Raw genomic sequence first — 26,236 nt, 5'->3', positions numbered from 1 at the left:
CCCTTGCGGGGGTTTTGTTTTATGCGGCGACAAAAGCGCAGGCTACCGGCCTGTCTCGGATTGCTCGAAGGCCTGACCCTGGACCGCCCGGTTCAGGCGTACCGCCCCCCCTCCTGGCCCGTTCCGGGCTGTTTTTATTCCTTGCTCTTACCGACGCCGATTGGCCTATGCCTAGTAGGTTGGTCATGGCATCCTGTCCCTGCACAAGAGGATTGGCGTTCAATCCGTCGCTGCTTACCTGTAGGGTGGTCGGTCGTTCTACTCTTCGCGCTTGTAGCATTAGTTGCTGAGCTTTCTGTACCAATCAGCTTTGATGACCAAGATAGGGTGTACAGCTGTCGGCATCAGGTTCTGTATGGCCATATAACGTGCCTAGTTATTACCCGCCTTTGTCCTACTCGTCCTCCCTGATCCTCCTGAAATTCCTACTCAGTTTCCTCTTTGCGCCGTAGAATACGGATAAATACTTTAGAGCTAAAGGAGTTGCCCGTGGGTGCAGAGACGGTAGTAGACGCGATTGTGGTTGGGGCAGGGCACAACGGCTTGGCAGCAGCGGTTGAACTGGCCAGTAAAGGCTGGAAAGTTCAGGTTGTGGAAGCCAAAAGCTCGGCGGGTGGTGCGGTCAGCACTCAGGAGTTGACCATGCCAGGCTTCAAGCATGATGTGTGCGCCATGAACCTGTCCTCCTTCGCGGGCTCTGCGTTCTTCCAACGCCATAAAGAAGCCTTGGCCCGCCATGGCTTGGTTTTCGTCCCCGCAGAGCATTGCTTTGCCAGCGTGTTCCGGGATCAAAGTTATTTGGGCGTCAGTACAGACCTGGAAACGACCTTAAAGCGTATTCGAGCTGTTTCTGAGAAGGACGCTCAGGCTTGGCAAGCCATGCTAGATGACTTCCAGAGCAAGGCTCCCCATCTGTTTGCTGTGCTCGGTAGCCCTATGCCTTCTTGGGGCCTGATGAAAAGCGCCTGGAAGAGCTGGCGGGAGCTGGGCAAGGATGGCGTTGCAGAGCTGATGCAATTGCTGCTGGCGACGCCTCGTGACTTTCTGGACCGCCATTTCGAGAGCGACTCAGTGAAAGCCATGATGGCAGCCTGGGGGCTGCATGTGGATTTCACACCAGACACAGCAGGCGGTGCCTTGTTTCCTTATCTGGAGTCCATGGCCAACCAAGCCTTCGGCATGGTGATCGGGCAGGGCGGTGCTGACACGATTATCCGTGCCATGACGAGCTTGCTGCAGGAGTTGGGCGGTGAGCTGCTGTTGAATGCCCCCGTGCAGACAATTGAACAAGAGAATGGTCGCGCCAGTGGTGTTGTTTTGGCCAACGGTCGCCGCTTGAAGGCACGCAAGGCGGTCATCGCGAATCTGAATCCTCAGCTCGTCTTTGGGCGCCTGGTGCAGTCTGCTACCGTCCCCAAGGATTATCAGAAGAAAGTCGATGCCTTCCGCCCCGGTTTGGGCACCATGATGATCCATTTGGCTCTGGATGGCTTGCCTGATTGGACAGCGGGCACCGAGCTGCAGCGTTTCTCCTACGTCCATCTGGCACCCGATATGGCCATGATGAGCCGCGTCTATGCCGAAGCAGCTGCAGGTTTATTGCCTGCCGAGCCAGTTCTTGTGGTTGGACAAGGTACAGCACTGGATCCTTCCCGCGCCCCGGAGGGGAAACATACCTTGTGGATTCAAGTGCGTGTGCTGCCAGCCCAAGTCAAAGGCGACGCTTCTGGCAAGATTGCCGTTGGCGATTGGTCGCAGCTTAAGGATGCATATGCAGAGCGCGTCCTGGATCTGCTTGAAAGTTATGCGCCGGGCCTGCGTAGCAAGATCCTGGCCCGCCATATCATGTCGCCCCAGGATCTGGAGCAGTTCAATGCGAACTTGATTGGCGGTGATAACCTCTCGGGCAGCCACCATCTGGATCAGAACTTCTTCTTCCGTCCAGTGGCCGGTTACTCCAAATACAAGACGCCGATCAAGGATCTGTATTTGTGCGGCGCCTCGACCTGGCCCGGTGCAGGGACGGGGGCCGGATCAGGTTATATGCTGGCCAATCTGTTGGCGAAGTAAGTCAAAGAACTAAAGGCCATTCAGACGTTGCCGGGCATGTTCCAGGCGCAGCTGTTTGGCCTCCATCTCCTGTAGTTGTCGTCGTATCCCATCGATATGTTCTTTGGCGGCGCGTCGGGCCAAGTCAGCTTGGCCTTGCGTGACGGCATTGCATAAACGCGCATGTTGTCTGTCCAACCTGCGTTTGGAGTCATGGTCGGGATACAGGTGCTGCACGGACACGCGCACTGTAGACAACATCAAGTCGTTGAACAGGCTGATCATGTGTACCAGCACCGGGTTGTGTGAAGCCTCACAGATTGCCGCATGAAAAGCATGATCTGCCCGCGCAACCTGTTCAGGCGCTGCATCCTGCATTTGCAGATCCTCCAGTTCCTGAAAGCGTCGTCGTATCATGATGTGATCGGCTTCCGTCCCCCTGGAGGCGGCTAGTTGAGCCGCCTCGCTTTCCAGCAGTTCACGCACTTCCAGCAAGTCATATAGAGTGCGCCCTTGCGCTTGAAGCAGGTGCTCCAGCGGCTTGCTGACGGCTGAATCAATCAGGTTGGAGACGAAGGAGCCTTTGCCATGTCGGGTTTCAATCAAGCCGCGCACGCGCAGGATTTGCAGCCCTTCGCGCAGGGCAGATCGGGACACCGCCAGTCTTTGCGTCAGTTGCCGCTCGGAGGGCAAAACTTGTCCCGGTTTCAGGACGCCATCCATAATAAAAGTTTCGATGCGTTGGGCGACCAGCTCGGCGGTGACTTCCAAACGCTTGGGTTCCTGCATTTTCATTCGTGGTCAGACCAGTTGTATGCCTATGGAAATGATAACAAGCTGATTATCTATCTGTCTGATTTATAAGTATAAAGATAAACCCTAATACTCTCTTAGGGTAAAAACTGGTCGGACCAGTAGTCTGACGGCTGGACAAGCCAGCCCGCATCAAAGACCATCCGTTTCAGGAGACTTTAAAAGACAGGAGGCGTCATGAGCTTGCGCTACGACGAAAAACTGGACGGTGTGCTGCCCCGCGTGGACAGGATGCAGCTGCTTAGCCGTTTGCGTGATGATATTCCCGGCCTGGATGTGCTGCACACTAATGAGCAACTGCATCCTTACGAGTGTGATGGACTGAGTGTTTATCGCGCCAAACCCTTGCTGGTCGTTTTGCCCCGTAATGTGGAGCAGGTACAGGCCGTGATGCGCTTGGCTCACGAAGTCGGCGTGCCGGTGGTGGCTCGTGGTGCGGGTACCGGCTTGTCGGGCGGTGCCATGCCTTTGGAGCAGGGTATTTTGCTGGTGATGGCGCGCTTGAACCAGATTCTGGATCTGGACCCTGTAGCCGGGATTGCTCGCGTTCAGCCCGGCGTGCGTAATATCGCGATCTCTCAGGCGGCCCAACCCTTTGGCTTGTATTACGCACCGGACCCGTCTTCGCAGATTGCCTGTTCAATTGGTGGCAACGTAGCGGAAAACGCGGGTGGTGTGCACTGTCTGAAATATGGTCTGACCGTACACAATATCCTGCGCCTGGAAGTGATTACCGTCACAGGCGAACGATTGATTTTGGGCTCCGAAGCTCTGGATACGCCCGGCTTTGATTTGATGGCCCTGTTTACGGGTTCCGAAGGAATGCTGGGGGTAGTCACGGAAATTACCGTCAAGTTGCTGGCACGTCCCCCCTGTACGGTAGTGCTGCTGGCCAGCTTTGACGAAGTGGAAAAAGCAGCTGATGCCGTGGCGCAGATTATTGCTCAAGGCATTGTGCCGGCAGGGCTGGAGATGATGGATCAAATGTCCATCCGCGCAGCCGAGGACTTTATCCACGCTGGCTATCCTGTTGATGCACAAGCGATCTTGCTTTGCGAGATTGATGGCGCTTTGGAAGACGTGCAGGACGATGTGGCTCGTGTTGAGCAGGTTCTTTTCAAGGCCGGCGCGCAAGAAGTGCGGGTTGCGCGGGACGAGCAGGAGCGACAACGCTTCTGGGCCGGTCGTAAAAATGCCTTTCCCGCTGTAGGCCGGATTTCTCCCGACTATTACTGCATGGACGGCACCATTCCGCGTCGTCAGTTGGCTTATGTGCTGAAGAAAACTGCGGAGCTTTCCGAAGAGTACGGCCTGCGTGTCGCCAACGTGTTTCATGCAGGCGATGGCAATATGCACCCGCTGATTCTGTTCGATGCCAATCAACCCGGCGAGCTGGAGCGAGCCGAAGCCTTGGGCGGCAAGATTCTGGAATTGTGTGTGGAAGTCGGCGGCACAATTACGGGCGAGCACGGCGTAGGCAGAGAAAAAATCAATCAGATGTGTGTGCAGTTCAATGAAGACGAGCTGCAGTTTTTCCATGCGATCAAAGCTGCCTTTGATCCCAAAACCATGCTGAATCCCGGCAAGAACATTCCTACTTTGCATCGCTGTGCAGAAATGGGCGGCATGCACATCCATCACGGGCAATTGCCTTTCCCAGAGTTGGAGCGTTTCTGATGAGTACCGTAGAACACAAAAATCAGGATCGCAGCGCTGAATTGCTGGAGCAGGTCCAGCAAGCCCTGGCCACTAAAACCCCCTTGCGTTTGCAAGGCGGCAATACCAAAGCTTTTTTAGGCAAAGCCGTGCAGGGGCAAGAGCTGAGCCTGGCAGGCCATGAAGGGGTGGTCGATTACGATCCGGCGGAACTGGTCGTCACGGTGCGTGCCGGGACTTCCGTGCAGGCGCTGGAAACGATCTTGAACGAGCAAGGTCAATGCCTGCCTTTTGAGCCACCTCTGTTTGATAGCCGCGCCACTGTTGGTGGAGCCACCGCCTGTGGTCTGTCGGGACCGCGTCGTCCCTGGGTAGGCTCATTACGAGATTATGTACTGGGCTGCCGTTTGATCAGTGGCATGGGCACACATATGCGTTTTGGTGGCCAGGTCATGAAGAACGTCGCCGGTTATGACGTATCGCGGCTGATGGTCGGCGCCCAGGGTTCATTGGGTGTAATTACCGAGGTGTCCTTCAAAGTCTTGCCTCGCCCACGTAGCCGTGCCAGCCTGGTTCTGGAGGTAGCCCAGCAGGAAATCGCCGGTTTATTACGCAGTTGGCGTGACCAAAGCCGTCCCATTACGGGCGCAGCCTGGCAGGACGGGCGTTTGCATTTGCGTCTGGAAGGTGGCGACAGCTCGGTGCAATTGGCTCAAGAGCAAATCGGTGGGGAGGCTTTGGACTTGTCCTATTGGGACGATTTGTGCGAGCAGCGCCTGAAGTTTTTCAAGCAAGCCGGCACCTTGTGGCGAATCGCCTTGCCAGTCGATGCCCCAGTGCAAACATGGCCCGGCCAGGTTCTGGTGGATTGGGGTGGGACACAGCTGTGGCTGAAGTCCGATGCTGCTGCCGAGCAGATTCACGCGCAGGCTAAAGCTTTGAAAGGGCATGCCCGTTGCTGGTCCGGATCAGGTGCAGGGCAGGATGTCTTGCCCGAGTCCTTGTTGATATGGCATCAGCGTTTGAAACAACAGCTGGATCCTGCTGCCATTTTTAATCCAGGTCGTCTCTTTCCTTCGGCGGAGTCCACATGCAAACACAACTGACACCATGGGCTCAGCAACTACCGCAAGCCGAGCAAGCTGAAGCTATTTTGCGCTCCTGTGTGCATTGTGGGTTTTGCAATGCCACCTGTCCGACTTATCTGGACCAGGGCAACGAGCTGGACGGCCCCCGTGGCCGGATATACCTGATCAAGATGTTCCTGGAAGGCAAAGCGACCTCGGAGCTGACCCAGCATCACCTGGATCGTTGCCTGAGCTGCCGCAATTGTGAAACCACCTGTCCTTCGGGGGTGAAGTATCACAACTTGCTGGATATAGGTCGGGCCGCACTAGAGCCCAAAGTAAAGCGTCCCTTGAAGGACCGTGCCATGCGAGTCGCACTGACGCAGATTCTGCCAGAGCCTGCTCGAGTCAACGCCTTGCTGGGGGTAGCGCGAACCATGCGTCCCTTGCTGCCATCTTCTTTACAGGAAAAAATCCCGCCCAAGCAAAATGCGGATTTGACACGACCCGCACAGCGGCACAGCAAGCGTGTCCTGATGCTGGAAGGCTGTGTTCAGCCAGCCATGGCGCCTTCCATTAATGCTGCGACGGCCCGGGTGTTGGATCGCTTGGGCATCAGCGTGACGCCCATCGCTCAGGCAGGCTGCTGTGGCGCTTCGTCTTTTCACTTGGGTGCGCAAGAACAGGGCCTGGAGCAGGCGCGTCGCAATATCGACGCCTGGTGGCCGCAGATCGAACAGGGAGCTCTGGCGATTGTGCAGACCTCCAGCGGTTGCGGAGCTTTTGTGAAAGAGTACGTGGACCTGTTCAGGAACGATCCGGCCTACGCCGAGCGCGCTCGCCGCGTCAGTGAACTGGCCAGGGATCTGGTCGAAGTGCTGGAAGAGCAGCCTTTGGAAGAATGCCTGAACACGCAAACCCGCCCACGCCTTGCTTTTCATTGTCCGTGCACTTTGCAGCATGCGCAAAAACTGGGGGGACGAGTTGAGGCCGTGCTGACTCGCCTGGGTTTTGATCTGGGCGCTGTGCCGGATAGCCATTTGTGCTGTGGTTCGGCGGGCACCTATTCATTGACTCAACCCGAGATCGCAGGACGTCTGCGGGATCGCAAGATGGATGCGCTGGAAAGCAGCAAGCCCGACCTGATTGTCACGGCCAATATGGCCTGCGGGAATCATTTGAATGGGGCGGGTCGGACTGCGGTCAAGCATTGGATTGAGTTGGTGGATCAATACTTGAGTGCATAGTCGCAGGAACCAGGGTTGTCCGAGTCGTTGAATGTTTTTCTGCGGGCCCCTAAGGATGGCCCAGTACAGCCGCAACGTCCGCGCTTGAACGTGGGGGCAGGCAGGGGCAAATTCTGCGGTTTTGTTATCCTGCCTGTTGTTCGCCCCCTCCACCTGACGATATGCTTGCCGTTGTCGCGCAGATAGCCTCGTTTGCAGGAAGGGGCGGTGCAGACTCTTAGGCGGTCAGTTGTTTTTCGAGCAGGTCCAGTGTCTCATAGCAGGCCAGGACCGACGCCACGCTGGAGTTGGGTTCGCGATTTTCCAGAATAGCCGCGATAAACTCCCGGTCCTGCAATTCGATGCCGTCCATGGATACATCCACGTGGGAGACATCGATTACTTCGTCTTTGCCGGTGGTGAGGTCGTCGTAGCGGGCCAGATAGGTTCCGTTGTCGCAGATGTAGCGAAAGAACGTGCCGAAAGGGCCGTCATTGTTGAACGATAGCGATAGCGTGCATAGTGCGCCGTTTTCTGTCAGCAACTGGATGGACATGTCCATGGCAATGCCAAGCTCAGGATGGATAGGGCCTTGGATGGCATTGGCCTTGATGACTTTGGAGCCGGTCTGGTATTGAAAAAGATCGACAGTGTGCGCGGCATGATGCCAGAGCAGGTGGTCTGTCCAGGAGCGCGGTTTGCCCAGGGCGTTGGTGTTGCTGCGGCGGAAAAAATAGGTCTGTACATCCATCTGCTGAATGTTCAATTCACCCGCCTTTATCTTTTGATGAATCCACTGATGGCTGGGGTTGAAGCGGCGCGTGTGGCCAACCATGGCCACTAGGCCCTTTTCCTGTTGTACTTGCAGCACTTCCTGGGCACCGGCCAGGGTGTCCGCCAAGGGAATTTCAACCTGTACGTGTTTGCCCGCTTTCAGGCATGCCAGTGTTTGCGCAGCGTGCATCTGAGTAGGGGTGCACAAGATGACGGCATCGACCTCCTGACTGGCCAGCGCCTCGTTCAGATCGCCCGAGGCGTGGGGGACGCCGTATTTTTGCGCTACTTCCTGGGCCTTGGCCTGGGTGCTGGACACGATATAGGTGACCTGGGCTTCGGGGATACGGGCCAGGCCGTCCAGGTGCTTGATGCCGAAGGCGCCTGCGCCTACCAGTGCAATATTGACTTTTTTCATTTCTATTTCCTTTCGTTCAGAGCGTGGGGCCAAGCCCGCTCACGCAGTCTCTTTGTTTTCCAGGATCAGGTGTCCGACCGCGGTATTGGAGGCGGGCACATGGTAGAAGCGGTGGCGCACATCGACGTGTGGATTCATGGCGCCACGCGCGACCAGCCACATCACCAGCTCGATGCCTTCCGAGCCTGCCTCACGCACATAGTCGATATGGGGCACGCGAGCCAGGGCATCGGGGTCGGCAATCAGGCGATCCAGGAACTGGTTGTCCCATTGGGCGTTGATCAGTCCGGCGCGGGGGCCTTGCAACTGGTGGCTCATGCCGCCTGTGCCCCAGATCTGTACATTCAGGTCTTCGTCATACGAGGCGACCGCGCGACCGATCGCCCGGCCCAGATCCAGGCAGCGCTGGCCGGATGGGGCCGGATACTGAACTACGTTGACGTGCAAGGGGATTACGGGGCAGGGCCATTGTTCGACTTGACCGAACATCAGGGAAAGTGGAACGGTCAGGCCGTGGTCTACTTCCATTTTGTTGCACAGCGTCAGATCGAAGTCGTCCTGAATGACCGAGTGGGCAATATGGGCCGCCAGTTCGGGGTGCCCTTGTACCGTGGGGACAGGGCGTTTGCCCCAGCCTTCGTCACTGGGTTCAAAAGAGGCGCCAGTGCCCAGGGCAAAAGTGGGAATCAGGTCCAGGCTGAAGTTGTTGGCGTGGTCGTTGTAGACCAGGATGATGACATCCGGTTTGTTTTCCTGCTCCCATTGCTTGGAGAATTCGTAGCCGTCGAACACTTTTTTCCAGTAGGGTTCGGTGTGCTTGCCCAGGTCCAGCGCGGCACCAATAGCAGGAACATGCGAGGTATAAACAGAGTGTTTGATCTTTGCCATGATAGGTTCCGGTTATTTTTCTTGTTCGTGTAAGTAGCGGTTGCCCTCGGGGGAGCGGCCACCCTTGAGCATCATTTCCCGATAGTCCTGTTCGCTCATACCGGTCATGCTGCCTGCCATTTGTTGGAAGGACAGGCCATCGGTAGCGCCGATCTTGGCCAGAAAGTAGATGTTGCCACCCAGTTGCATGCAGCGATTCAGGTCACGACTGAGCACAGCCTGTTTTTGCTCCATGCTCATGGGCCACTCATCCAGATAGGCTGACTCGTCCGCTTTAAAGCGGGCCCGGTTTTCTGCCTTCATCAGTGACATGCAAAACTGGTTCAGGTGGTAGCCCTTACGCGATTGTTCCGAGTCAAAAATAATCGTTCCCGGTATATCCTGGTACGGTTTGTCCAGTGCCATAGTTATCTCCTCAAATTCATGTCAACTCTTCTGGCCAATACAGGCGCATCGGGTTGTCCACCAGTAGTAATTGTTGTTCTGCGGGACTGGGCGCAATTTGTGCCACGTAGTCAACCAGCAAACCGTCATCGGGCATATGGTCTTTCAGGTTGGGGTGGGGCCAGTCGGTCCCGAACAAAACGCGATCGGGGAACTGCTGCATCAATCGGCGTGCAAATGGTACGACATCCTGATACGCATGCTGCTCGCCATGCAGGGCGGCAGGACCGCTTTTGCTCAGACGCTCAGGGCATGAGAGCTTGGACCAGATGTTCGGGTGTTCGGCCATCAAGCGTACGAACAGGTCGAACTCGGCACTCTCTGCCCCTTGGCTGACATCCGGACGGCCCATATGGTCAACGACCACTGTGGTCGGTAGACCGGCGAAAAAATCCCATAGTTCTGGCAAATCCTGTGCCTCGAAGTACACCACCACATGCCAGCCCAAAGGCGCTATTTTATGGGCAACGTTCAGCAGTTCTTCTTTCGGCGTGAAATCGACCAGACGTTTGACAAAATTGAAACGCACACCGCGCACGCCGGCCTGGTGCATGGCGTCCAACTGCTGTTGCGTGACATCCGAGCCCAGGGTGACAACGCCACGCGCCTTGCCTTGTGAGGCCTGCAAGGCATCGAGCAAGGCGCTGTTGTCCTTGCCGTGACAGGTAGCTTGCACAATGACGTTGCGGGCAAAGCCCAGGTGGTCGCGCAAGGCAAACAGCTGCTGTTTGCTGGCATCGCAAGGAGTGTATTTGCGCTCGGGGGCGAAGGGGAACTGCTCAGCGGGGCCAAACACATGGCAGTGGGCATCAACCGCACCAGCCGGTAACTGGAGTCGGGGTTTGGAGGGGGCGGCGTACCAGTCCAGCCAGCCGGGGGTTTTCTCAAAATGGCTCATCATCCTTCCTTCAGTCGATGTAACGGAGCCCGGCCTTCTCCAGGGGCTCACGCATTTTGTACATATCCAGGCCCAGGACACCGCTGGCCAGCTTGGCGCGTTTTTCACCCTCAAAACTTTCTCTTTTTTGGGCGGCCGCCAATGTAGCGGCGGCCTTGGCGGCGGGCACGCACACCACGCCATCATCATCAGCCACGATGACATCGCCCGGCGTGACCCACATGCCTGCACACACGACCGGAATATTGACCGAACCCAAGGTGGCCTTGATGGTGCCCTTGGAGGAAATGGCCTTGCTCCAGACCGGAAAGTTCATCGCCTGTAAGGTGTTGATGTCGCGCACTCCGGCGTCAATGATCAAGGCGCGCGCTCCACGGGCCTGGAAGCTGGTGGCCAGCAGGTCGCCAAAATAGCCGTCACTACACTCCGAGGTCACCGCGGCAACCACGATATCGCCGGGCTGAATCTGCTCGGCGACGACGTGCATCATCCAGTTGTCGCCCGGTTGCAGCAGCACCGTGACGGCAGTGCCGGAGACTTGCTGACCGGAGTAAATCGGGCGCATATAAGGTTTGAGTAGACCGACACGGCCCATGGCCTCGTGAACAGTGGCCGAGCCCAGGGCCGCCAGTGCATCGGCGGCCTGGCGGTCGGCTCGTTGAATGTTGCGGTACACGACACCCAGTTCGTACATGGTTGATTCCTTGATGAATAGTTGCAGGCGGCTTACAAGCCTTTTTTCTTCAGCGCAGCGTCCAGGCGCGGGAACACGCGGCGTGCGTTGCCTTCGTAGATCTGGTGACGTTCCTGTTCGCTCAGGTTAAGCGTGGCTTCGATATAGCGTTTGGTATCGTCGTAGTAGTGACCGGTCGTGGGGTCAATGCCGCGCACCGCGCCAATCATTTCGCTGGCAAACAAGATATTCTTGACAGGAATGACCTCGGTCAGCAGGTCGATGCCAGGCTGATGGTAGACGCAGGTGTCAAAGAAAATGTTGTTGAGCAGGTGCTCGTCCAGCAGGGGCTTTTTCAGCTCCTGTGCCAGACCTCGGAAACGGCCCCAGTGATAGGGCACGGCGCCGCCACCATGGGGGATCAGGAACTTGAGCGTGGGAAAGTCTTTGAACAGATCGCTGGTCAGACATTGCATGAATGCGGTGGTATCCGCGTTCAGATAATGGGCGCCGGTGGTGTGAAAGCAGGCGTTGCAACTGGTGGAGACGTGGATCATGGCAGGAATGTCGTACTCCACCATTTTTTCGTAAATGGGGTACCAGGAGCGGTCGGACAGCGGCGGGGCCGTCCAGTGGCCACCGGACGGGTCGGGATTCAGGTTGATGCCGACGTTGCCATACTCTTCCACACACTTGACTAGCTCGGGAATGCAGGTTTTGGGATCTACGCCCGGCGATTGCGGGAGCATGGCAGCCGGGATGAAATGGTCAGGAAACAGTTCGCTGACGCGATAGCACAGCTCATTGCAAATGGCGGCCCAGGTGCTGGAGGTCTCGAAGTTGCCGATATGGTGGGCCATGAAACTGGCACGGGGACTGAAGATGGTCAGGTCCGAGCCGCGTTGTTTCATCAGCTTGAGCTGGTTGTTCTCGATGGTCTCGCGGATCTCGTCATCGCTGATCTTCAGATCACTGGCGCGGGGCGTTTGATTGGGGTCTTTCAGGCCGGCGATCTGCAAGTCGCGCCAAGCCCCCAGTGCGGCGGGGGCCGTGGTGTAGTGCCCGTGTACGTCGATGATCATGGGAGGGTCTCCTGCGTCTTGATGTTTAAGGGTTAATGAGAGGGGGAGTCGTGCCGCCTTGCGGCTGTGCACGGCTGTATTGCTTGATGAGGAGGGCGGCCATGGCGATGACGCCTGGGATGGCCACAACGGTAAAGATCTGACTGAAATCCAGCTCGCGTGCCGTCAGCTCGGCCACCAGGAAAGAGCCGGCAATACCGCCAAAACGACCGATGCCCAGCATCCAGGCCACGCCCGTGGCGCGTCCCCGAGTGGGGTAGTAGGCGGCCGCCAGTGCAGGCATGGAGGACTGTGCGGTATTCATCAGCGTGCCGGCCAGAAACACGACCACAACCAAGCCGCCCAGATGTCCGGCCATCTGGCCAATCCACCAAATGGATAGAGCGGTCAGCGCGTAGCCCAGAGCGATGATGCGGTTGGCGTTGAAGCGATCCATCAACCAGCCAGAGAGCACGGCACCCACACCGCCCAACGGGAAGAGAGCGGCAACCAGCGTGCTGGTCTGGGATGCCAGTCCGGCTTCTTTGAACAGCACGGGCATCCAGTTCATCAAGGCGTAGAAAATGACCAGTCCCATGAAATAGGCCAGCCAGAGCATGAGTGATCCCAAGCGGTATTCACGCGATAACACGATACCGATACCATTGTGGGCGGCAGGCTGGGAGCTGGTCTCGGTCAGCGTAAAGCGTTGGACGCTGTCCACAGCCTTGCCGGCAATGGGGGCCAGCGCCCGGCGGATACGGTCGGCGGAGTCATGTCGGGCGACCATGTGGCGCACGGACTCGGGCAGCTTCGGGATCAGCACGAGCAGTAGTATCAAGGGGGCGATGCCACCCAATATCAATACACTGCGCCAGCCAAATTGGGGAATCATCCAGGATGCCAGAAAGCCGCCCAGGGCGGCCCCCAGAGGAAAGCCGCAGAACATGGCATTGGTCAGGGTGGCGCGACGGGCATCGGGGCAGTATTCGCTCATCAAGGTGACGGCGTTGGGCATGGCGGCTCCCAGACCCAAACCGGTCACAAAGCGCAGAACAGCCAATGTCCAGATGTCCGGGGAGAAGCCTGAGGCCAGGCAGGCGAGGGCAAAGATGGCTACCGAGCTGACCAGCACCGTCTTTCTGCCCAGCCGATCAGCCAGTGGCCCCGACAGCAAGGCCCCCGTTGCCAGACCGAACAGGGCAGCGCTCAGTACGGGTGCCAGGGCGGGCTTGCTGACACCCCACTCGGCGATCAAAGAGGGGGCGATATAGCCGATGGCGGCAGTATCAAAGCCATCGAGCAGCACAATCAGAAAGCACAAGCTGAAGATGAGCCATTGAAAGCCAGAGAAGGGGTGCTCATTGAGCAGCGTTTGCACATCAAGGCTGGGCTGGTCTGTTTTGTCGGCTAGGGATGTCATGGTTTGTCTCGTCCAATATCATTATTTTTCGGTGGGCACCGTATGCGCAGGCGCAGCCCACCCCCTGCCACCGCAGTGGCGCAAGCCCTGCGGTGTTCTTTTTTTTGTTTGAAATGCGTTTAGTTCGAGTGCGGTACCAGAACGTCGCCGCGCATCAGTGCTCTTGCGGTGCGCAGCAACGCTGCCTTGGTCACAATCTCGGGGTTTTCGGGGTCGCTATCGAGTGTGACGCTGAATTCGCCGGTGGGATGTTCGACCGACAGCGTGACCGGACCCAGGCTTTGCTCGAAGCGGGCGATCCCCTCGCAAACGGTGCCTGGCATTTTGATGGCCGTACCCACTGTCACGGCAGCGAGCACCCCAATGGCCTCATGGCATACATGGGGGATGAAACTACGGGTGGTCACAGCGCCGCCGTGTTCAGGCGGGGCGATCAGTGTCATCTTCGGGTAATTCTTGGTCGAGACATCGCCCAGTCCCATACGTTCGGATATCTGCAGGCGCAACGCTTCTACGCGTCGCTTCAGTTCCGTATTGGCGTTTAGCTCAGCCACGCTTTCCAGGCCGCTTACTCCTACATCAGTCGCCTTGAAAATCACTAGCGGCATACCGTTGTCAATGCAGGTGACATCCAGGGTGAACGGAGGCAAGCCATCCGCATGAACGGTGATGGTGTCTTTGGGTTTGCCCGTGGGCAGCAGTCCCGAGCAAACCGAGCCTGCCGTATCCAGAAAATTGATGGCAATCGGGGCGCTGGTGCCCGGTACGCCGTTGATCGCGGCATTACCTTCGTAGCTGATTTCGCCTTCGGGTGTTTGCACCTGAATCTCACTGACCATGCCGGTATTGAGCGTCAGGACCTTGACCGTAGTGGTGGGGCCTTGGGCCTGGATCAGGCCTTTTTCCAAGGCAAAGGGGACGACCGCCGCCAGCATATTGCCGCAATTGGGTTTGGTGTCCACCAGGTCAGAGTCGGGTTGCAACTGGGCAAACAAAAAGCTCAAGTCAGCTTGTCCGGTGCTGCAGATATCCACGATCCCCACTTTGCTGGTCAAGGCATGGGCGCCACCAATGCCATCGATCTGTCGACGGTCGGGCGAGCCCATCAGCCTGAGCAGTAGTCGATCCCGCTCTTGGATATTTTCGGGCAGATCTTTGGCGTAGAAGAATGGACCCTTGGATGTACCCCCCCGCATCAGGATACAAGGAATGCTATATTGGCTGGCCATAGGTGGTGCTCCATAGGTCACTGAAAAAACAGGCAAACTGCGAGGCACATTGACTGTGTTCCCATTCGCTCTTGCTATGCGTACCTATTTTAGTAAGCCCGATAAAAGTTAAAAGAACGAAACCCGACTAGTAGATATGTCAAAAAAACATAGCGAAGACAAGCGCCCTATGGAATACGTGATCGATCTCAAGCAATTGAGCTACTTCACGCATGTGGCCGAACTGGGCAGCTATACCCGAGCTGCAGAATTTACCAATGTGGCTCAGCCAGTCCTGAGCCGGCAGATTCGCAAGCTGGAAATTGATTTGCGGCAGAATTTGCTGATTCGTCACGGGCGCGGTGTCATGCTGACCGACGCCGGCAAGATCTTGCTCAAGCACAGTCGTCTGATCTTGCGCCAGTTGGAGCAGGCGCAGGAGGATCTGAGTCTGTCTGAGGGCAAGCTGACCGGGCACATGTATTTAGGTTTGCCGCCCACGGTGGCGCGCACCATTTCTTTGGATGTCGTGCAGGCGTTCAAGGAACAATTACCCGATGCACACCTGACGATTATCGAGTCACTGACGGTTAATCTGGAGGAGCAAATTCATCTGGATCGGGTCAATATGGGATTGCTGTACAACCCCTCTTCCTCGCCAACACTGGAGACGCAGCTTCTGGCCGAGGAACAGTTGCACCTGATCTGCGGTGTGGACAGCCCTTATGCGCAGGGACGCAGCCGCATCGCGCTTAAAGATCTGGCCGATATTCCGCTGATCATGCCTAGCCTGTCCAACAGTTTTCGGATGTTGGTGGAAAAAGAGATGCAAAAGCTCAATCTGAAGCCGCAGATCGAGTTTGAAATCAACAGTGTGGGGGTGATTATTCAATTGCTGGCCAAAGGCATGGGGGCTGCCATTTTGTCCCGCTCGGTGTTGGAGTTCATCCCGCAAAGTGGCTTATTGACGGCTATTCCAATCGAGCAGCCGGCCTTGGTCAATCGTTTGTATCTGGCCTATTCCTCCAAACGTTTGCCCACCAAACTCCAGGTTAAAGTGCGGCAGATCCTGATTGATATTTGCCAGCGACATTTTCCTGGCCGGGATGATTAAGCGCCTTGCTTTTGGGTCATGTTATGCCCATCCATGGCATGCAAGCGTCGAAAAAGGAATGCGGAGCTCAGGGTAATGAGCCCGACAATGACAAACGTGAACTGGAAGGCGGTGGTGGCCGTCTGTACGGATGAGGCGCCAAATAGGGCTTGTCCGTAGCGCAGAAGCATGGCACCTATAGCGGTTCCCAAACCCATGGCCAGTTGCTGGTTTACCGCCATCAGGCTATTGCCACTGCTTTTTTGATAGGGACGCAATCTGGCCATGGTCAGGGTGTTGACGGCGCTGAACTGAATCGAATTGGCGGCTCCCAAAAGCAGTAAGTGCAGACTGATCCACAAGGTACTGGTCTGCGCGTCAATAAAAGCCAGCGCTGTAATCAGCAGGCCGATCAGGATGGTATTGCTTAGCAAAATGGACCGATAGCCAAATCGGTTCAGCAATGGGTGCAAAAAGGGTTTGGCTGCCATGGCGGAAATGGCCATGGGCAACAGTAAGAAAGCGGATTGCACGGGGCTGTAGGCAAAGCTGATCTGAAACAGCATGGGCAGCAAAAAGGGTAATGCGGCCATGCCGATCCGGCTAAGCAGATTGCTGCTCAAACCAATCCGATAGGTACGTACAGACAGCAGATGGCCTGGATACAAGGCGTTTTGCTTGTGCGTGCCATGACGCTTGTAACCTAGCAGAAGAAGAAAACCGGCCAGTATTAACATCCCTGACAAAGCGGGGCTGGCGAGGCTGCCAGACAGTTCAAAGCCCAGCGTTAGCAGGCAGGCGCTGCCAGTGAACAGCAGAAAGCCGTGCAGATCCAGTTTTCCCGGCGTTTCGGTGTAGTTAGGCATCCACTTGCTGGCAAAAAACAGGGACAGCAGGGCAAAGGGCAGATTGATCAGGAAAATCCAGTGCCAACTGGCATATTGCACCAAATAGCCGCCTACCAGCGGCCCCAGTATGGGCCCCAGCAGAGCGGGCATGACGGCATAGTTCAGTACACGCAATAACTCGGCATTGCGAAATGATTTCATCAATACCAGCCGTGCCACTGGGGTCAGCAAGGCTCCGCCCATGCCCTGAATCACACGGGAGACCAGCAACATGGACAATTGCGAGGACAGGGCACACAACAGCGATCCCAGACCAAACAGAAACATGGCGGCCATGAAGATTCGTCGTGTGCCAAAACGGTCGCTCAGGTGCGCGCTGACGGGGATGCATACTGCCACAGTCAGGACGTAGCTGACGATGACCGACTGCATGTGCAGGGCTGAGGTGTTCAGGTCGCGGGCCATGCTGGGCAGCGCCGTGTTGAGCACGGTGACGTCCAGCATTTGCATGAAGATTGCCAACGCCAACAGTGCGGGCAACATTTTTTTTTGAAAAGGGGCAAGCGGTACAGAGGCAGGGTGAGGCATGACAACAGGGCGCAGGGTCGGCCCGGGACCGATCCTGCGCCCGGGCCTGCAGGCCAGATTTATAAAGGATACTGGCGGGGGGTAGTCTGGACGGTAATCCAGCGCAGTTCGGTGAACTCATTGATGGCGGACTTGCTGCCAAAGCGGCCATAACCGCTGGCTTTCATGCCGCCAAATGGGGCTTGGGCTTCATCATGGACGGTAGGTCCATTGATGTGGCAGATGCCGCTCTGGATCTGTTTGGCAATGCGCAGACCACGGTTTACATCCTGCGTGAATACTGCTGCCGCCAAGCCATATTCGCTATCGTTGGCCAAGCGGATTGCCTCGCTGTCCTCACGGTAGCGGGTCATGGTGACGACGGGGCCAAAGGACTCCGTGGCATAGAGCTGCATGTCGGGGGTGACGTCATTGACGATCAGCGGATGCATCAGGGCGCCCTCGATGTTCAGGGGCAGCGGCAAGGAAGCACCTTTGGCAACGGCGTCCTCCACCAGAGCCTGGATGCGCTGGGCAGACTGGACACTTTCCAGATAGGCAAAGCGCGTGTCTGCCTGATCGGGTGAGCCAACCGGAATGGTCTTGATTTTGGCGACCAGTTTTTCCAGAAATGACGGGGCAATCGATTCATGCACAATCAAGCGTTCGGTTGACATGCATATCTGACCTTGATTGAAGTAAGCGCCAAAGGCAACACCGGCGACGGCCTGTTCCAGGTCGGCGTCCTCGCACACAATAACCGGTGCCTTGCCACCCAGTTCGAGCAGGACGGGTTTAAGGTATTTGGCGGCAGTTGCGGCGATGATCTTGCCAACTTTGGTGGAGCCTGTGAAATTGATGCGCTTGACCGCCGGGTGTGCAATGAGCTGCTCGACTACGGCAGGCGCATCTTCAGGGGCGTTGGTAATGACGTTGATCACGCCGGCTCCGACGCCTGCGTCATTGAGCACTTGTCCCAGCAGAACATGGGTGGCCGGACACTGTTCGGAGGCTTTCAGAATGACGGTGTTGCCGCAGGCCAGGGGCATGGCCATAGCACGAGTGGCCAGAATCACGGGCGCATTCCAGGGGGCGATGCTCACGACCACGCCGCAGGGGACGCGATAGGCCATGGACAGGCTGCCGGGCAGATCCGAGGGGATGATGGAGCCATCAATCTGCGTGGTCATGGCAGCGGCCTCGCGCAAGATGTTGGCCGATAAATGCACGTTGAAACCATACCAGGAGTCCGTCGAACCCGTTTCCTGACGTACTGTTGCGATAAATTCGGCCGCGCGCTCGTCCATGAGGTCAGCGGCTTTGAGCAGGCGCAGCCGGCGCTCGGTGGGGCCCAGGGCTGACCAGTGTACAAAGGCTTGTTCGGCGGCCTGCAGGGCGGCTTGCACATCCTCAGCTTGGGCGGCTGCCGCGATGGTCGCGGCTTGGCCTGTAACGGGGTTCTGGCGCGTAAATGTCCGTTGACCACTGGCGTCACGAAGCTGGCCATTGATCAATAGTTGACTGGTGTTCATTATGTCTCCTGCAATACTGCGGATAGATAGGCAAAGTTAAAACGGGTTGTTCAGGTCAATGCCGGATTTGCCCGGTGCCAGGATATTGTTCGGGTCCAGGGCGCGCTTGATCGCGTGTTCGACCTGGCGTTTCACCGTTCCGTATGATTGGGCGACCCGCTCCTGAAAGCGTGTATTGACCCGATACACGGCATACCCTTCTTTCTCGAACTCATCGAGCAGTTCATTAAAGCAGGCATCGGCTCGTGCTGTCTCTTGTGGATTGCTGCGATCGTAAAGCACATCGATGACATGGTGCATGTCTCGCCAGCCCACAATGAACTCACCGACGTAATCGAGCCCATGCTTGTTCAAAATGGCCTTGGCCAGTGTTTTTTGCTTGTCGCACTCGCTGCCACGGGCCTGGCTGACGGGAGCGAACCACATGGAGCCACCACCTCCACGCCAGTTGTACAGGCCAAATTCCTGTAAATTGGGCACGCCCGACATCAGTTCGGCGCGGTATTTGAACGGTTGTGTGTCGCCGGCCTCTTCCTGGGTTACCAGCGTGCCTTTACCCATTTTCTTGACTGCTTCCTGGACAATTTTCCAGTTCACATCTACTTGTTCTTGTGTACCGTACAGGGCGGCGTAGACGTTCCAGGCTCCCAGGTTCTTGTCTTTCTGAATTTGCTTCAACACGCTGTCCGGAGTGGCGCCCGGTTCGCTCAGGTAGTCGCTGCGTCGGGTGTTGCAGGTAGCAGCTTCCCACAGAATATTGGCAATAACCACCGAGTTGGGGATAACCTGGGCAATGCGCAAGGGGCGAATCATCTCCACGATATCGGCAATATCGGCTTCTTCCTCGAATTTGATTTCAAAGGGTTTGTAGACCGGGGGTTTGGGCATGAGCCAAAACCCCATTTTGGTGCAAATGCCGTAATTGGCCTGGGTAAACATGCCGTCCAGCGTTGGGCCATATCCCCATTTGAAAACCTGCCAGGCCTTGTCACCTGGAACACTGCCCATTCCGGTACGCAATACCTGGCCGTCGGCCAGCACCAGCTCCATGCCGCATTGCATCATGAAGTGTTCGCCGTACGGGGTATAGCCCACGCCACGATCCATCGTATTGCCCAAAGGGCCGGCAATGGCCGAGGGCGCAGAAAAGGACAACATGAGAGGAATGTTGTTGTCCTCCAGATAGTCGTAGAGCTGCTGATACGTCACCCCGGGTTCGACCAAAGCGGTGCACAGATCAGGGTCCACATGGAGGATCTTGTTCATTTTTTTCAGATCCAGCACCACCTGGCCCCGTTGTCCGGGCGCGGCCGAGCCATAACCGAAGTTGCGCCCAGTGGAAATGGTCCAGATAGGGATCTTGTATTCGTTGCAGATCTTGACGATCTGCTGTACCTGTTCCACGGTAGTGGCCGACAGCACCGCCGAGGGCGTATGCGCCTCTTCGGAGACCGACATCATGATTTTGGTGTAGGGCTGAATCTGTGCCGATTCCAGCAGGACATTTTCCTTGCCCAACAAGGTCTGGAACTGGGTCAGCGCCTGTTGAAACTGGGACTGATCTACCCCTTTGGGTAGCACCATTTGTTTGTTGTTTTGCACGACCCCCTCCTTAAATTTCGAGCATGAACGACACGTGATGGCCGTTTACGTAGTGTGTGTTTTGAATGGCAGATTGTATGGGTGCGGCCCCGGCCAAGGCAGCGCCCAGACCTTGGCTGTCCCGGGTGCTGAGCTGTGCGTGGTGGGCCTGCCAATGCAGACGGCCCTGAGCGTTGCGCAGCAGATCGATCACAATGGTGGCGCTGGCATCATCGACCAGCCCCAGGATTTTTTTAGGCCCTGTCTGCTCTAGCAGGGTTTGCCATTGGCGCAGAAAGGACAAGTCGGTGCTGGTGTACAGCACCTGGGGGGCTGACGCGGGCTGGTACGCCTGTACGCCACTGAGAAAGGCCGACGCGCATTGGCCCGGCGTAAGAATGACATGCAGGGGCGGCGCTTGCTGTACACGGTTTGCCCAGGCAGTGGCGGACGAACCCAGGCTGCCCAGGGCCGATCCTGTCAGTACCATGCCTTTGAGAACCTGACGACGTTGACTGTTCATGCCAGGCTCCTTATTTGCTGGTAGCGCTGGCGGGCACCCGGGCCGGGGAGGTGGACAGATACTGACCTAGCTCCTTGAGGGTGGCATCGTTGATATGGGTCTGCGGAAAGGCAGGCATGGCTCTTAGGCCGCTGCGCACAATAATGGCAAAGAACTCGGGCGGAAGCTGCCGGCCTTTCAGTTCCGGGCCAATTCCTGCTTCGTGACAGTAAATACAGGTTTTTTCGTAGGTTTTCTGCCCCAGTGTCTTTGCTTGTTCGGCGGCAGCGCTTGTCGAAAAACACAAGCTCCCCAGCCCCGCCAATGTCAGCAAGCGAGCTGTTCTGAAAGCGTGGCAAGTGAAGCCTTGTATTGCTGGCCTGTGGTAAGCCATATCCGTCTCCTGGTTACGATTGATTTTGATGTTTTTTGTTAGTAGGGAAGGCCAACATAGTTCTCGGCAAGCAGGCGGGCGCCGTGCTCGGAGTTCATCAGTTGATTAAATTCGGCTGCCTGAAGCTTGTGATCCCAATGATTCATGTCCGGGAAAGTATGCATCATCCGGGTCATGTACCAGGAGAAACGTTCCGCTCCCCAGATACGTTTCAGACAACGATCTGAGTAGTTCTCTATTTTTTCGCGGCACTGGTTCTGGTAGAAGTCCAGCAGCGCCTCCGAGAGATACAAGACATCACTGGCGGCCAGATTCAGGCCCTTGGCCCCAGTGGGAGGCACAATATGGGCTGCATCACCTGCCAGGAACAGGTTGTGATGGCGCATGGGTTCGGTCACGAAGCTACGCAACGGAGCAATGCTTTTTTCAATGCTGGGGCCAGTGACCAGGTTGGCAGAACGTGTCGGCCCCAGGCGGGTGCGTAGTTCGTCCCAGAATCGCTCATCGGACCAGTCTTCTACCTTGTCACTCAAGGGCACTTGAAGATAGTAGCGGCTGCGTGTTTTGGAACGCTGGCTGCAAAGCACAAAGCCGCGCTCATGCTTGACATAGATCAGTTCGTCGGAGACCGGGGGGGTGTCTGCCATCAGGCCCAACCAACCAAAGGGATACACACATTCGTAGGTTTTCAGGATATCGGCCGGAATGGTGGGGCGTGATATGCCATGAAAGCCGTCACAGCCCACGATGAAGTCGCAGTCCAGACGGTGCGCCTTTCCTTCGTGCTTATAGGTGACATAGGGGTGGCTGCTTTCCACTTCATGCAAGGCCACATCTTGGGCTTCATAGACAGTTGTTGCACCGATCTTTTCACGCGCTTGCATCAAGTCGCGGGTGACTTCGGTCTGGCCATAGACCACGACATGGCGATTGACCAGTTTTTCAAAATCGACTCGGAACGAGGTGTTGTCGAACACCAGTTCGCAGCCATTGTGCACCAGGCCATTTTTTTTCAGATTATCGGTGACACCAGCCTGTTCCAGGGCATCGACGGTTACGCTTTCCAGCACACCGGCCCGAATGCGGCCCAGAACATAGTTTCCCGTTTGACGTTCAAGAATGACGTTGTCGATACCGTTTCGGGACAAGATTTGTCCCAGCAGCAAACCGGACGGGCCTGCTCCGATAATAGCTACCTGAGTTCGCATTTTTTTCTCCACCAAGATGTTGCTGTGTTGCTCGCTATTTGGCGTATTGTCGTGAAAAAATCAGCAGGCAAATACATCGAATATGTACTAGCAGCTATGCGTTTTTGTGCGAGCAGCCCATTTTGAGTAGCGGACTCAATTCTAGATGTTCTTTCTGCGCTCATCGGCATCACACAGGATGTTTTCAGGCTGTAGTTACCATAAAAAAGAAAGGAGTTGCTCCATGCACTTAACCATTCGCGCGTCCTTGCTCGCCGCGGGCATCTTATGCACCTCTATTCCTGAGTCTCAAGCCTAACGAGCTCTATTGTGAAGAGGGTACTGAGCTCAATGCTGATCTGGCCGTGTCTTTGGTATTTTGAGCAGCAAGCATAACTTTATAGATCGCCCGGACCGTATTGGCGCTGGCTCTGTTTTCGGTAGCCTGGGCTTGGTCAGCTCTGGCACTTAGGGCGACGGTGACCCTGGCGGTTATTCCATAGGGAAAGAAAGGCGTGCCAGTTTTGAGGATGCGTATTTGGGGTAGTGCTCGGAGGACTTGCTTCCCTGCTTGGGCCAGGATGGCATTGATATTTCCTTCGGTCGGCAAAGCATGACGCTTGCCCAGGAGGGCTGGTGGTATGACGCTGCCGCTAATCCAGGCAGAGGTATGGGCAGGGTGTTTGACCGAGGTGGCGCTTACTATGTGGGCCCTTGTCATTCTTTTGCCAAGACAGCTGTTTTCCGTTTGGGCGGCAGCGGCTCCGACCATGAAACCTGTCCCTCTGGAGTTGGGTGGCAAGTCCTCCACTGTTATTTCGGCTGATGCTGATGTGAGCCGAGCAGTGCCTGGTGCGGCCGCTGCTGTTTTCTTCAATTCTGGTCAAATATGTACAGTGGGCTCCCGCTTGCTGATTGATGCCGCGGTATATGAAGAAGTGATCGCGGGTGGTCGGGCTGGTTCGCTCCAGCCTGGGTGAGGGGGCAGTGGATTGGCTGGCGGCGATATGATTGATGAGGCGGGATGAGATTTGATCAGCCCCCGTTTTGACGGGGTATCGCGTGAAATGCCCGTTATACGTGGGGAAGTATCTGGACCAGTGGTCTGTGCCTTGCGTATCGGGGAGCCCGCGGGCTACGCTGGATTCGTTTGGCATGTTTCAAGGCCATTGGCAAACCAGAGCATCCCTGCATGTAATGGCTCAGGCTGAGACCACGACGCTTAGTCACTGGATTCAGAATCGGGCCATTTGGCCGCGCAGTCAGGATACCCGGCTCAAGTCTGTGCTGGAATGTCATTTGCCGGACCTGATGGGGCCAGAGATTACGGTGGCGAAAGCTGTGACAGAGCAAGTAGAGGAAGCGATTGCCCGGCGTTTGGGGCGTGCGCCGGTAGATTGAGATTCCATTACTTTGGTTCTGGGGATGTCGGCTCGATCTTTGCCTCGACGCTTGATGGAAGAGGGGGCATCTTTTCATAGCGCATCGCAGACCGTTCGCCAGGAGCGAGCACAAGCCATGTTGCAGTCTGCTGACCAGCCTTTGTCCGTCGTTGCCGAGCAGCTTGGTTATTCGGATACCGTGACTTTTTCGCGCGCCTTCAAAGAGTGGACGCGGGCTTCCCCGCGTCGTTTCTCCAGGCGGCAAAGCTGAGGCTGGTTTTTTATCCCTTTTCAGCTCCGCCGTTGATGCTTGCCTGGCTCAAACAGCAAACCCAGGTTGCGGTAAGCTGTTTTGCACCGTGATGGCTTTCAGTTCCGAGTATATGTTCAAGGTTTCACGGCAGTGCTCGCGTCCTATGCCGCTTTCCTTCATGCCACCAAAGGGCGAGCCGCTCCTCAAGTTGAGGTATCGGTTGATCCAGACGTAGCTCTGGATACAAGCCAGGTGCCAATTTGTTGGACGGTCTATGAGTGCCTTCACCCCGTTAAGGCTCGTCCCTGAAAACAGCGCGCAGGCTGTAAGCCCCGGGCTGGTTACTACCTGAGCTCACGTACCTTGCAGCGAGTCTTTCCTTGCTCGTCCTCTCGGCAAGAGGTAGCTGCGGTGCCGTCGGCATCAAAATAAATCCCCATATTCTCTTTCTTGTTGTTGGGCGGGCCGAAGCGATTGGCCGGGTTTCTGTTCTGCTCAAGCTGGGGCAGGCGGTTGCGCTCAAGTTGCTGTTCTCGTGCCGCTTGGCGAGCCTTTTCCTCATTGTTCATCGCCTTCTGGAAGTTTCTGCTGAACTCCGAGTCCTTGGCCGGATCTTTAGGTGTGGCTGCCGAGGGACTCGCTTCGCGTGGCATGACGGAGGTCGAGCGCAGCTTTTTAAGGTCTTCAGTCGTGACGGAAAAATCCGGAGAAGCCGCGTGGCTGGCAACGGCGAGGAAACTGAGCAAGCCAACTGCAATAGGGTTCAGATATTTGCGCATCAGAATTTACTCGACGTGGATGAGGTTTGATTATCTATCGTTTGATAAACATGGCATGGTTTTTTTCTGCATTCTATACAGAGGATTGACACGAGCACAAACGGAAACAGGGCGAGCCAGGTGCCTGTGGCTTAGCCAGATAGCGACAAGCCTTGCAAGGGGACGATTGAACAGAATAATGTCACGAACACAGGCGGTCAGACGTTTAATGTGGTTTTCTGACATGGACTTGGGAAAACGCATTTAGCCTTGCCGCGACGTAATATGTGCTGTGTATCCAGATAACACCTTAGGGAGGAGAGAAAATGAGCGGGCAAAAACAAGATCACAGTGCGTTTTTTTCAGTACGAACAGCCGCCATATCGCTAGTACTTTGTATGGGAGGTGCAGCGGCTAATGCTGCGTCAGTGGCGTTTTCTCATAAAGACTGGGATCTACGTTGCGATAACACGCTAACCTGCCGCGCCGCCGGTTATGCGGCTGAAGGTGAAGAGCTGGGCTCAACGGTGTTATTGACGCGTAAAGCGGGCAGTGGAGAGCCGGTGGCAAATAGAGTCATGCTTGCACATTACGACGATCCCGAGTGGCCAAAAGGCTCAGTGCCAGAACTTGTTATTGCGGGACGTAAAGCCGGTTCACTGAGTGTTGCGGGTGACGAGTCTTGGCAAATGAGTGAGGCGCAGTTAGCCCAGTTTTTGGCAGCCTTGAAAAAAGACGCCGTAATTTCCTTTCGTGGGAATGGCAGCACTTATGCATTCTCGGGGGCAGGTTCCAGTGCCGTCTTGTTGAAAATGGATGACGTTCAAGGACGTGTCAATACGCCAGGGGCTATTCTGCGTAAAGGGAAGGGCAGCGAGTCTACGGTCAAGGCACCTATTGCTGCGCCAGTTATCAACCGTGCCCCGGTAGTGGATAAAAGCTTGCGCCCCATGACAGCGCAAGAGGATGCCTTGATTCGGCCTGTGCTGTTGAAGGTACTTGCCGCTGATGAAGAGCAATCCTGTAGTGCTGACATGCTGTCCGAGCCATGGGAAATCGCACGATTGAATCAGCAGTTCTCCCTGGTTGGCGCGCCTTGCTGGTTAGCCGCTTACAACGGAGGGGCAGCCTATTTTGTGATCAATAACAATATGCAGTCTGCTCCGGTGTTAGTGAGTACCAGCGCCACTGATTACGATAATGGAATGATCTCGTCCAGCATGAAGGGGCGGGGCTTGGGCGATTGCTGGAGTTACGAGGCATCGGTCTGGGATGGAACCGACTTTGTTGAAAGTGAACGCGGCGACACCGGGCGCTGTGCTCTGATTCGCGCTGGGGGGGCCTGGAATATTCCGGAGCATGTCAGCCAAGTGGTCGGGCCGTGAGGTTATAAAAAAGCTACCGACGTGGCCTTGGAGTACTGATCCCCCCGGCTTTCGAGCCTGGGGGTTTATTTTTTTGGTTCTCAGCTCGGCAATGATGTGTTGGTGAGCGGAGAAACCTAACGGTTTCTGGGCTGGCTTGCTATGGCCGCTGCATGT

The 26,236-nt window shown here is 56.3% G+C and carries 26 protein-coding genes; 9 read left to right on the top strand and 17 right to left on the bottom strand.

The genetic code is table 11. The features are described from left to right. Nucleotides 1-489 precede the first annotated feature (489 nt). Complete coding sequence (locus tag N879_RS06080; RefSeq protein WP_021446855.1) at nucleotides 490-2,070, top strand: phytoene desaturase family protein; 1,581 nt, start codon at nucleotides 490-492, stop codon at nucleotides 2,068-2,070. Nucleotides 2,071-2,079: 9 nt separating this feature from the next. Here the strand turns inward: N879_RS06080 and glcC are convergent, their stop codons facing one another. Then, nucleotides 2,080-2,844: a transcriptional regulator GlcC gene (gene glcC, locus N879_RS06075; protein ID WP_009456132.1), complete on the bottom strand. Its 765-nt coding sequence runs from the start codon at nucleotides 2,842-2,844 to the stop codon at nucleotides 2,080-2,082. 195 nt (nucleotides 2,845-3,039) lie between these two features. On the opposite strand from glcC, the gene glcD reads away from it, so the two are divergent. From glcD to glcF, 3 genes are read left to right on the top strand one after another with little or no spacing between them, the layout of a single operon-like run. Further along, nucleotides 3,040-4,539 (top strand): glycolate oxidase subunit GlcD, encoded by a 1,500-nt coding sequence (gene glcD, locus N879_RS06070; RefSeq protein ID WP_009456131.1) that lies wholly within the window; start codon nucleotides 3,040-3,042, stop codon nucleotides 4,537-4,539. Continuing rightward, nucleotides 4,539-5,624 (top strand): glycolate oxidase subunit GlcE, encoded by a 1,086-nt coding sequence (gene glcE / locus N879_RS06065; RefSeq protein WP_009456130.1) that lies wholly within the window; start codon nucleotides 4,539-4,541, stop codon nucleotides 5,622-5,624. Before glcD ends, glcE begins: the two co-directional genes overlap by 1 nt. Next, the gene (gene glcF / locus N879_RS06060; RefSeq protein WP_009456129.1) at nucleotides 5,609-6,832 is read left to right on the top strand and encodes a glycolate oxidase subunit GlcF; all 1,224 of its coding nucleotides are present in this window, start codon (nucleotides 5,609-5,611) and stop codon (nucleotides 6,830-6,832) included. The genes glcE and glcF overlap by 16 nt, the downstream gene beginning before the upstream one ends. Before the next feature lie 217 nt (nucleotides 6,833-7,049). On the opposite strand, the gene N879_RS06055 is transcribed toward glcF, so the two are convergent. From N879_RS06055 to N879_RS06020, 8 genes are all read right to left on the bottom strand, one after another. Then, entirely contained in the window at nucleotides 7,050-8,003 is a 954-nt protein-coding gene (locus N879_RS06055) for a Gfo/Idh/MocA family oxidoreductase (protein ID WP_009456127.1), read from the bottom strand. 39 nt (nucleotides 8,004-8,042) lie between these two features. Beyond that, nucleotides 8,043-8,891: a class III extradiol dioxygenase subunit beta gene (locus N879_RS06050; RefSeq protein ID WP_021446853.1), complete on the bottom strand. Its 849-nt coding sequence runs from the start codon at nucleotides 8,889-8,891 to the stop codon at nucleotides 8,043-8,045. Between the two features lie 12 nt (nucleotides 8,892-8,903). Next, nucleotides 8,904-9,296: a protocatechuate 4,5-dioxygenase subunit alpha gene (gene ligA, locus N879_RS06045; RefSeq protein ID WP_009456123.1), complete on the bottom strand. Its 393-nt coding sequence runs from the start codon at nucleotides 9,294-9,296 to the stop codon at nucleotides 8,904-8,906. Nucleotides 9,297-9,312: 16 nt separating this feature from the next. After that, a complete protein-coding gene (locus tag N879_RS06040; RefSeq protein WP_009456121.1) occupies nucleotides 9,313-10,233 on the bottom strand; it encodes an amidohydrolase family protein in 921 nt (306 codons plus the stop codon). Between the two features lie 10 nt (nucleotides 10,234-10,243). After that, complete coding sequence (gene ligK, locus N879_RS06035; RefSeq protein WP_009456120.1) at nucleotides 10,244-10,927, bottom strand: 4-carboxy-4-hydroxy-2-oxoadipate aldolase/oxaloacetate decarboxylase; 684 nt, start codon at nucleotides 10,925-10,927, stop codon at nucleotides 10,244-10,246. A gap of 32 nt (nucleotides 10,928-10,959) precedes the next feature. Continuing rightward, nucleotides 10,960-11,988: an amidohydrolase family protein gene (locus N879_RS06030; protein ID WP_021446852.1), complete on the bottom strand. Its 1,029-nt coding sequence runs from the start codon at nucleotides 11,986-11,988 to the stop codon at nucleotides 10,960-10,962. Between the two features lie 25 nt (nucleotides 11,989-12,013). Beyond that, the gene (locus tag N879_RS06025; RefSeq protein WP_009456119.1) at nucleotides 12,014-13,390 is read right to left on the bottom strand and encodes an MFS transporter; all 1,377 of its coding nucleotides are present in this window, start codon (nucleotides 13,388-13,390) and stop codon (nucleotides 12,014-12,016) included. 119 nt (nucleotides 13,391-13,509) lie between these two features. Further along, entirely contained in the window at nucleotides 13,510-14,619 is a 1,110-nt protein-coding gene (locus N879_RS06020) for a 4-oxalomesaconate tautomerase (protein ID WP_009456110.1), read from the bottom strand. Between the two features lie 136 nt (nucleotides 14,620-14,755). Here N879_RS06020 and N879_RS06015 point away from each other — a divergent pair, with 136 nt between their 5' ends. Further along, nucleotides 14,756-15,712: a LysR family transcriptional regulator gene (locus tag N879_RS06015; protein ID WP_022983202.1), complete on the top strand. Its 957-nt coding sequence runs from the start codon at nucleotides 14,756-14,758 to the stop codon at nucleotides 15,710-15,712. Here N879_RS06015 and N879_RS06010 read toward each other — a convergent pair. The 6 genes from N879_RS06010 to pobA form a co-directional block, all read right to left on the bottom strand. Further along, nucleotides 15,709-17,082, bottom strand: a complete 1,374-nt coding sequence (locus N879_RS06010; RefSeq protein WP_009456106.1) for an MFS transporter — start codon at nucleotides 17,080-17,082, stop codon at nucleotides 15,709-15,711. The two genes, N879_RS06015 and N879_RS06010, sit on opposite strands and share 4 nt — an antisense overlap. Before the next feature lie 104 nt (nucleotides 17,083-17,186). Further along, complete coding sequence (locus tag N879_RS06005) at nucleotides 17,187-18,638, bottom strand: aldehyde dehydrogenase (protein WP_009456104.1); 1,452 nt, start codon at nucleotides 18,636-18,638, stop codon at nucleotides 17,187-17,189. 36 nt (nucleotides 18,639-18,674) lie between these two features. Next, nucleotides 18,675-20,240 carry an FAD-binding oxidoreductase gene (locus tag N879_RS06000; protein ID WP_009456102.1) on the bottom strand — a complete coding sequence of 522 codons (1,566 nt, stop codon included), beginning with the start codon at nucleotides 20,238-20,240 and terminating at the stop codon, nucleotides 18,675-18,677. A 10-nt stretch (nucleotides 20,241-20,250) separates the two neighbouring features. Further along, nucleotides 20,251-20,742 (bottom strand): hypothetical protein, encoded by a 492-nt coding sequence (locus tag N879_RS05995; protein ID WP_021446850.1) that lies wholly within the window; start codon nucleotides 20,740-20,742, stop codon nucleotides 20,251-20,253. Nucleotides 20,743-20,752: 10 nt separating this feature from the next. Further along, entirely contained in the window at nucleotides 20,753-21,115 is a 363-nt protein-coding gene (locus N879_RS05990) for a c-type cytochrome (RefSeq protein ID WP_021446849.1), read from the bottom strand. 38 nt (nucleotides 21,116-21,153) lie between these two features. Continuing rightward, entirely contained in the window at nucleotides 21,154-22,323 is a 1,170-nt protein-coding gene (pobA, locus tag N879_RS05985) for a 4-hydroxybenzoate 3-monooxygenase (protein WP_009456098.1), read from the bottom strand. A gap of 620 nt (nucleotides 22,324-22,943) precedes the next feature. Here pobA and N879_RS20630 point away from each other — a divergent pair. From N879_RS20630 to N879_RS20005, 3 genes are all read left to right on the top strand, one after another. Continuing rightward, the gene (locus N879_RS20630) at nucleotides 22,944-23,282 is read left to right on the top strand and encodes an aldehyde dehydrogenase family protein (protein ID WP_009456097.1); all 339 of its coding nucleotides are present in this window, start codon (nucleotides 22,944-22,946) and stop codon (nucleotides 23,280-23,282) included. Between the two features lie 175 nt (nucleotides 23,283-23,457). Next, nucleotides 23,458-23,703 (top strand): hypothetical protein, encoded by a 246-nt coding sequence (locus N879_RS05970; protein WP_009456095.1) that lies wholly within the window; start codon nucleotides 23,458-23,460, stop codon nucleotides 23,701-23,703. Nucleotides 23,704-23,727: 24 nt separating this feature from the next. Continuing rightward, nucleotides 23,728-23,955: a helix-turn-helix domain-containing protein gene (locus N879_RS20005; RefSeq protein WP_082453596.1), complete on the top strand. Its 228-nt coding sequence runs from the start codon at nucleotides 23,728-23,730 to the stop codon at nucleotides 23,953-23,955. 48 nt (nucleotides 23,956-24,003) lie between these two features. Here the strand turns inward: N879_RS20005 and N879_RS20960 are convergent, their stop codons facing one another. Beyond that, nucleotides 24,004-24,225: an aldehyde dehydrogenase family protein gene (locus N879_RS20960; protein ID WP_082453594.1), complete on the bottom strand. Its 222-nt coding sequence runs from the start codon at nucleotides 24,223-24,225 to the stop codon at nucleotides 24,004-24,006. 56 nt (nucleotides 24,226-24,281) lie between these two features. Continuing rightward, nucleotides 24,282-24,716 carry a hypothetical protein gene (locus N879_RS05965; protein WP_009456088.1) on the bottom strand — a complete coding sequence of 145 codons (435 nt, stop codon included), beginning with the start codon at nucleotides 24,714-24,716 and terminating at the stop codon, nucleotides 24,282-24,284. A gap of 305 nt (nucleotides 24,717-25,021) precedes the next feature. On the opposite strand from N879_RS05965, the gene N879_RS05960 reads away from it, so the two are divergent. Then, the gene (locus N879_RS05960) at nucleotides 25,022-26,080 is read left to right on the top strand and encodes a DUF1176 domain-containing protein (protein WP_031232318.1); all 1,059 of its coding nucleotides are present in this window, start codon (nucleotides 25,022-25,024) and stop codon (nucleotides 26,078-26,080) included. Nucleotides 26,081-26,236: the final 156 nt, after the last annotated feature.

Origin of the sequence: Alcaligenes sp. EGD-AK7, assembly GCF_000465875.3 — a bacterium.
Lineage (GTDB): Bacteria > Pseudomonadota > Gammaproteobacteria > Burkholderiales > Burkholderiaceae_B > Alcaligenes > Alcaligenes phenolicus.
Note: the sequence above shows the minus strand (reverse complement) of the source record. Positions and strands in the feature narration are given on the sequence as shown.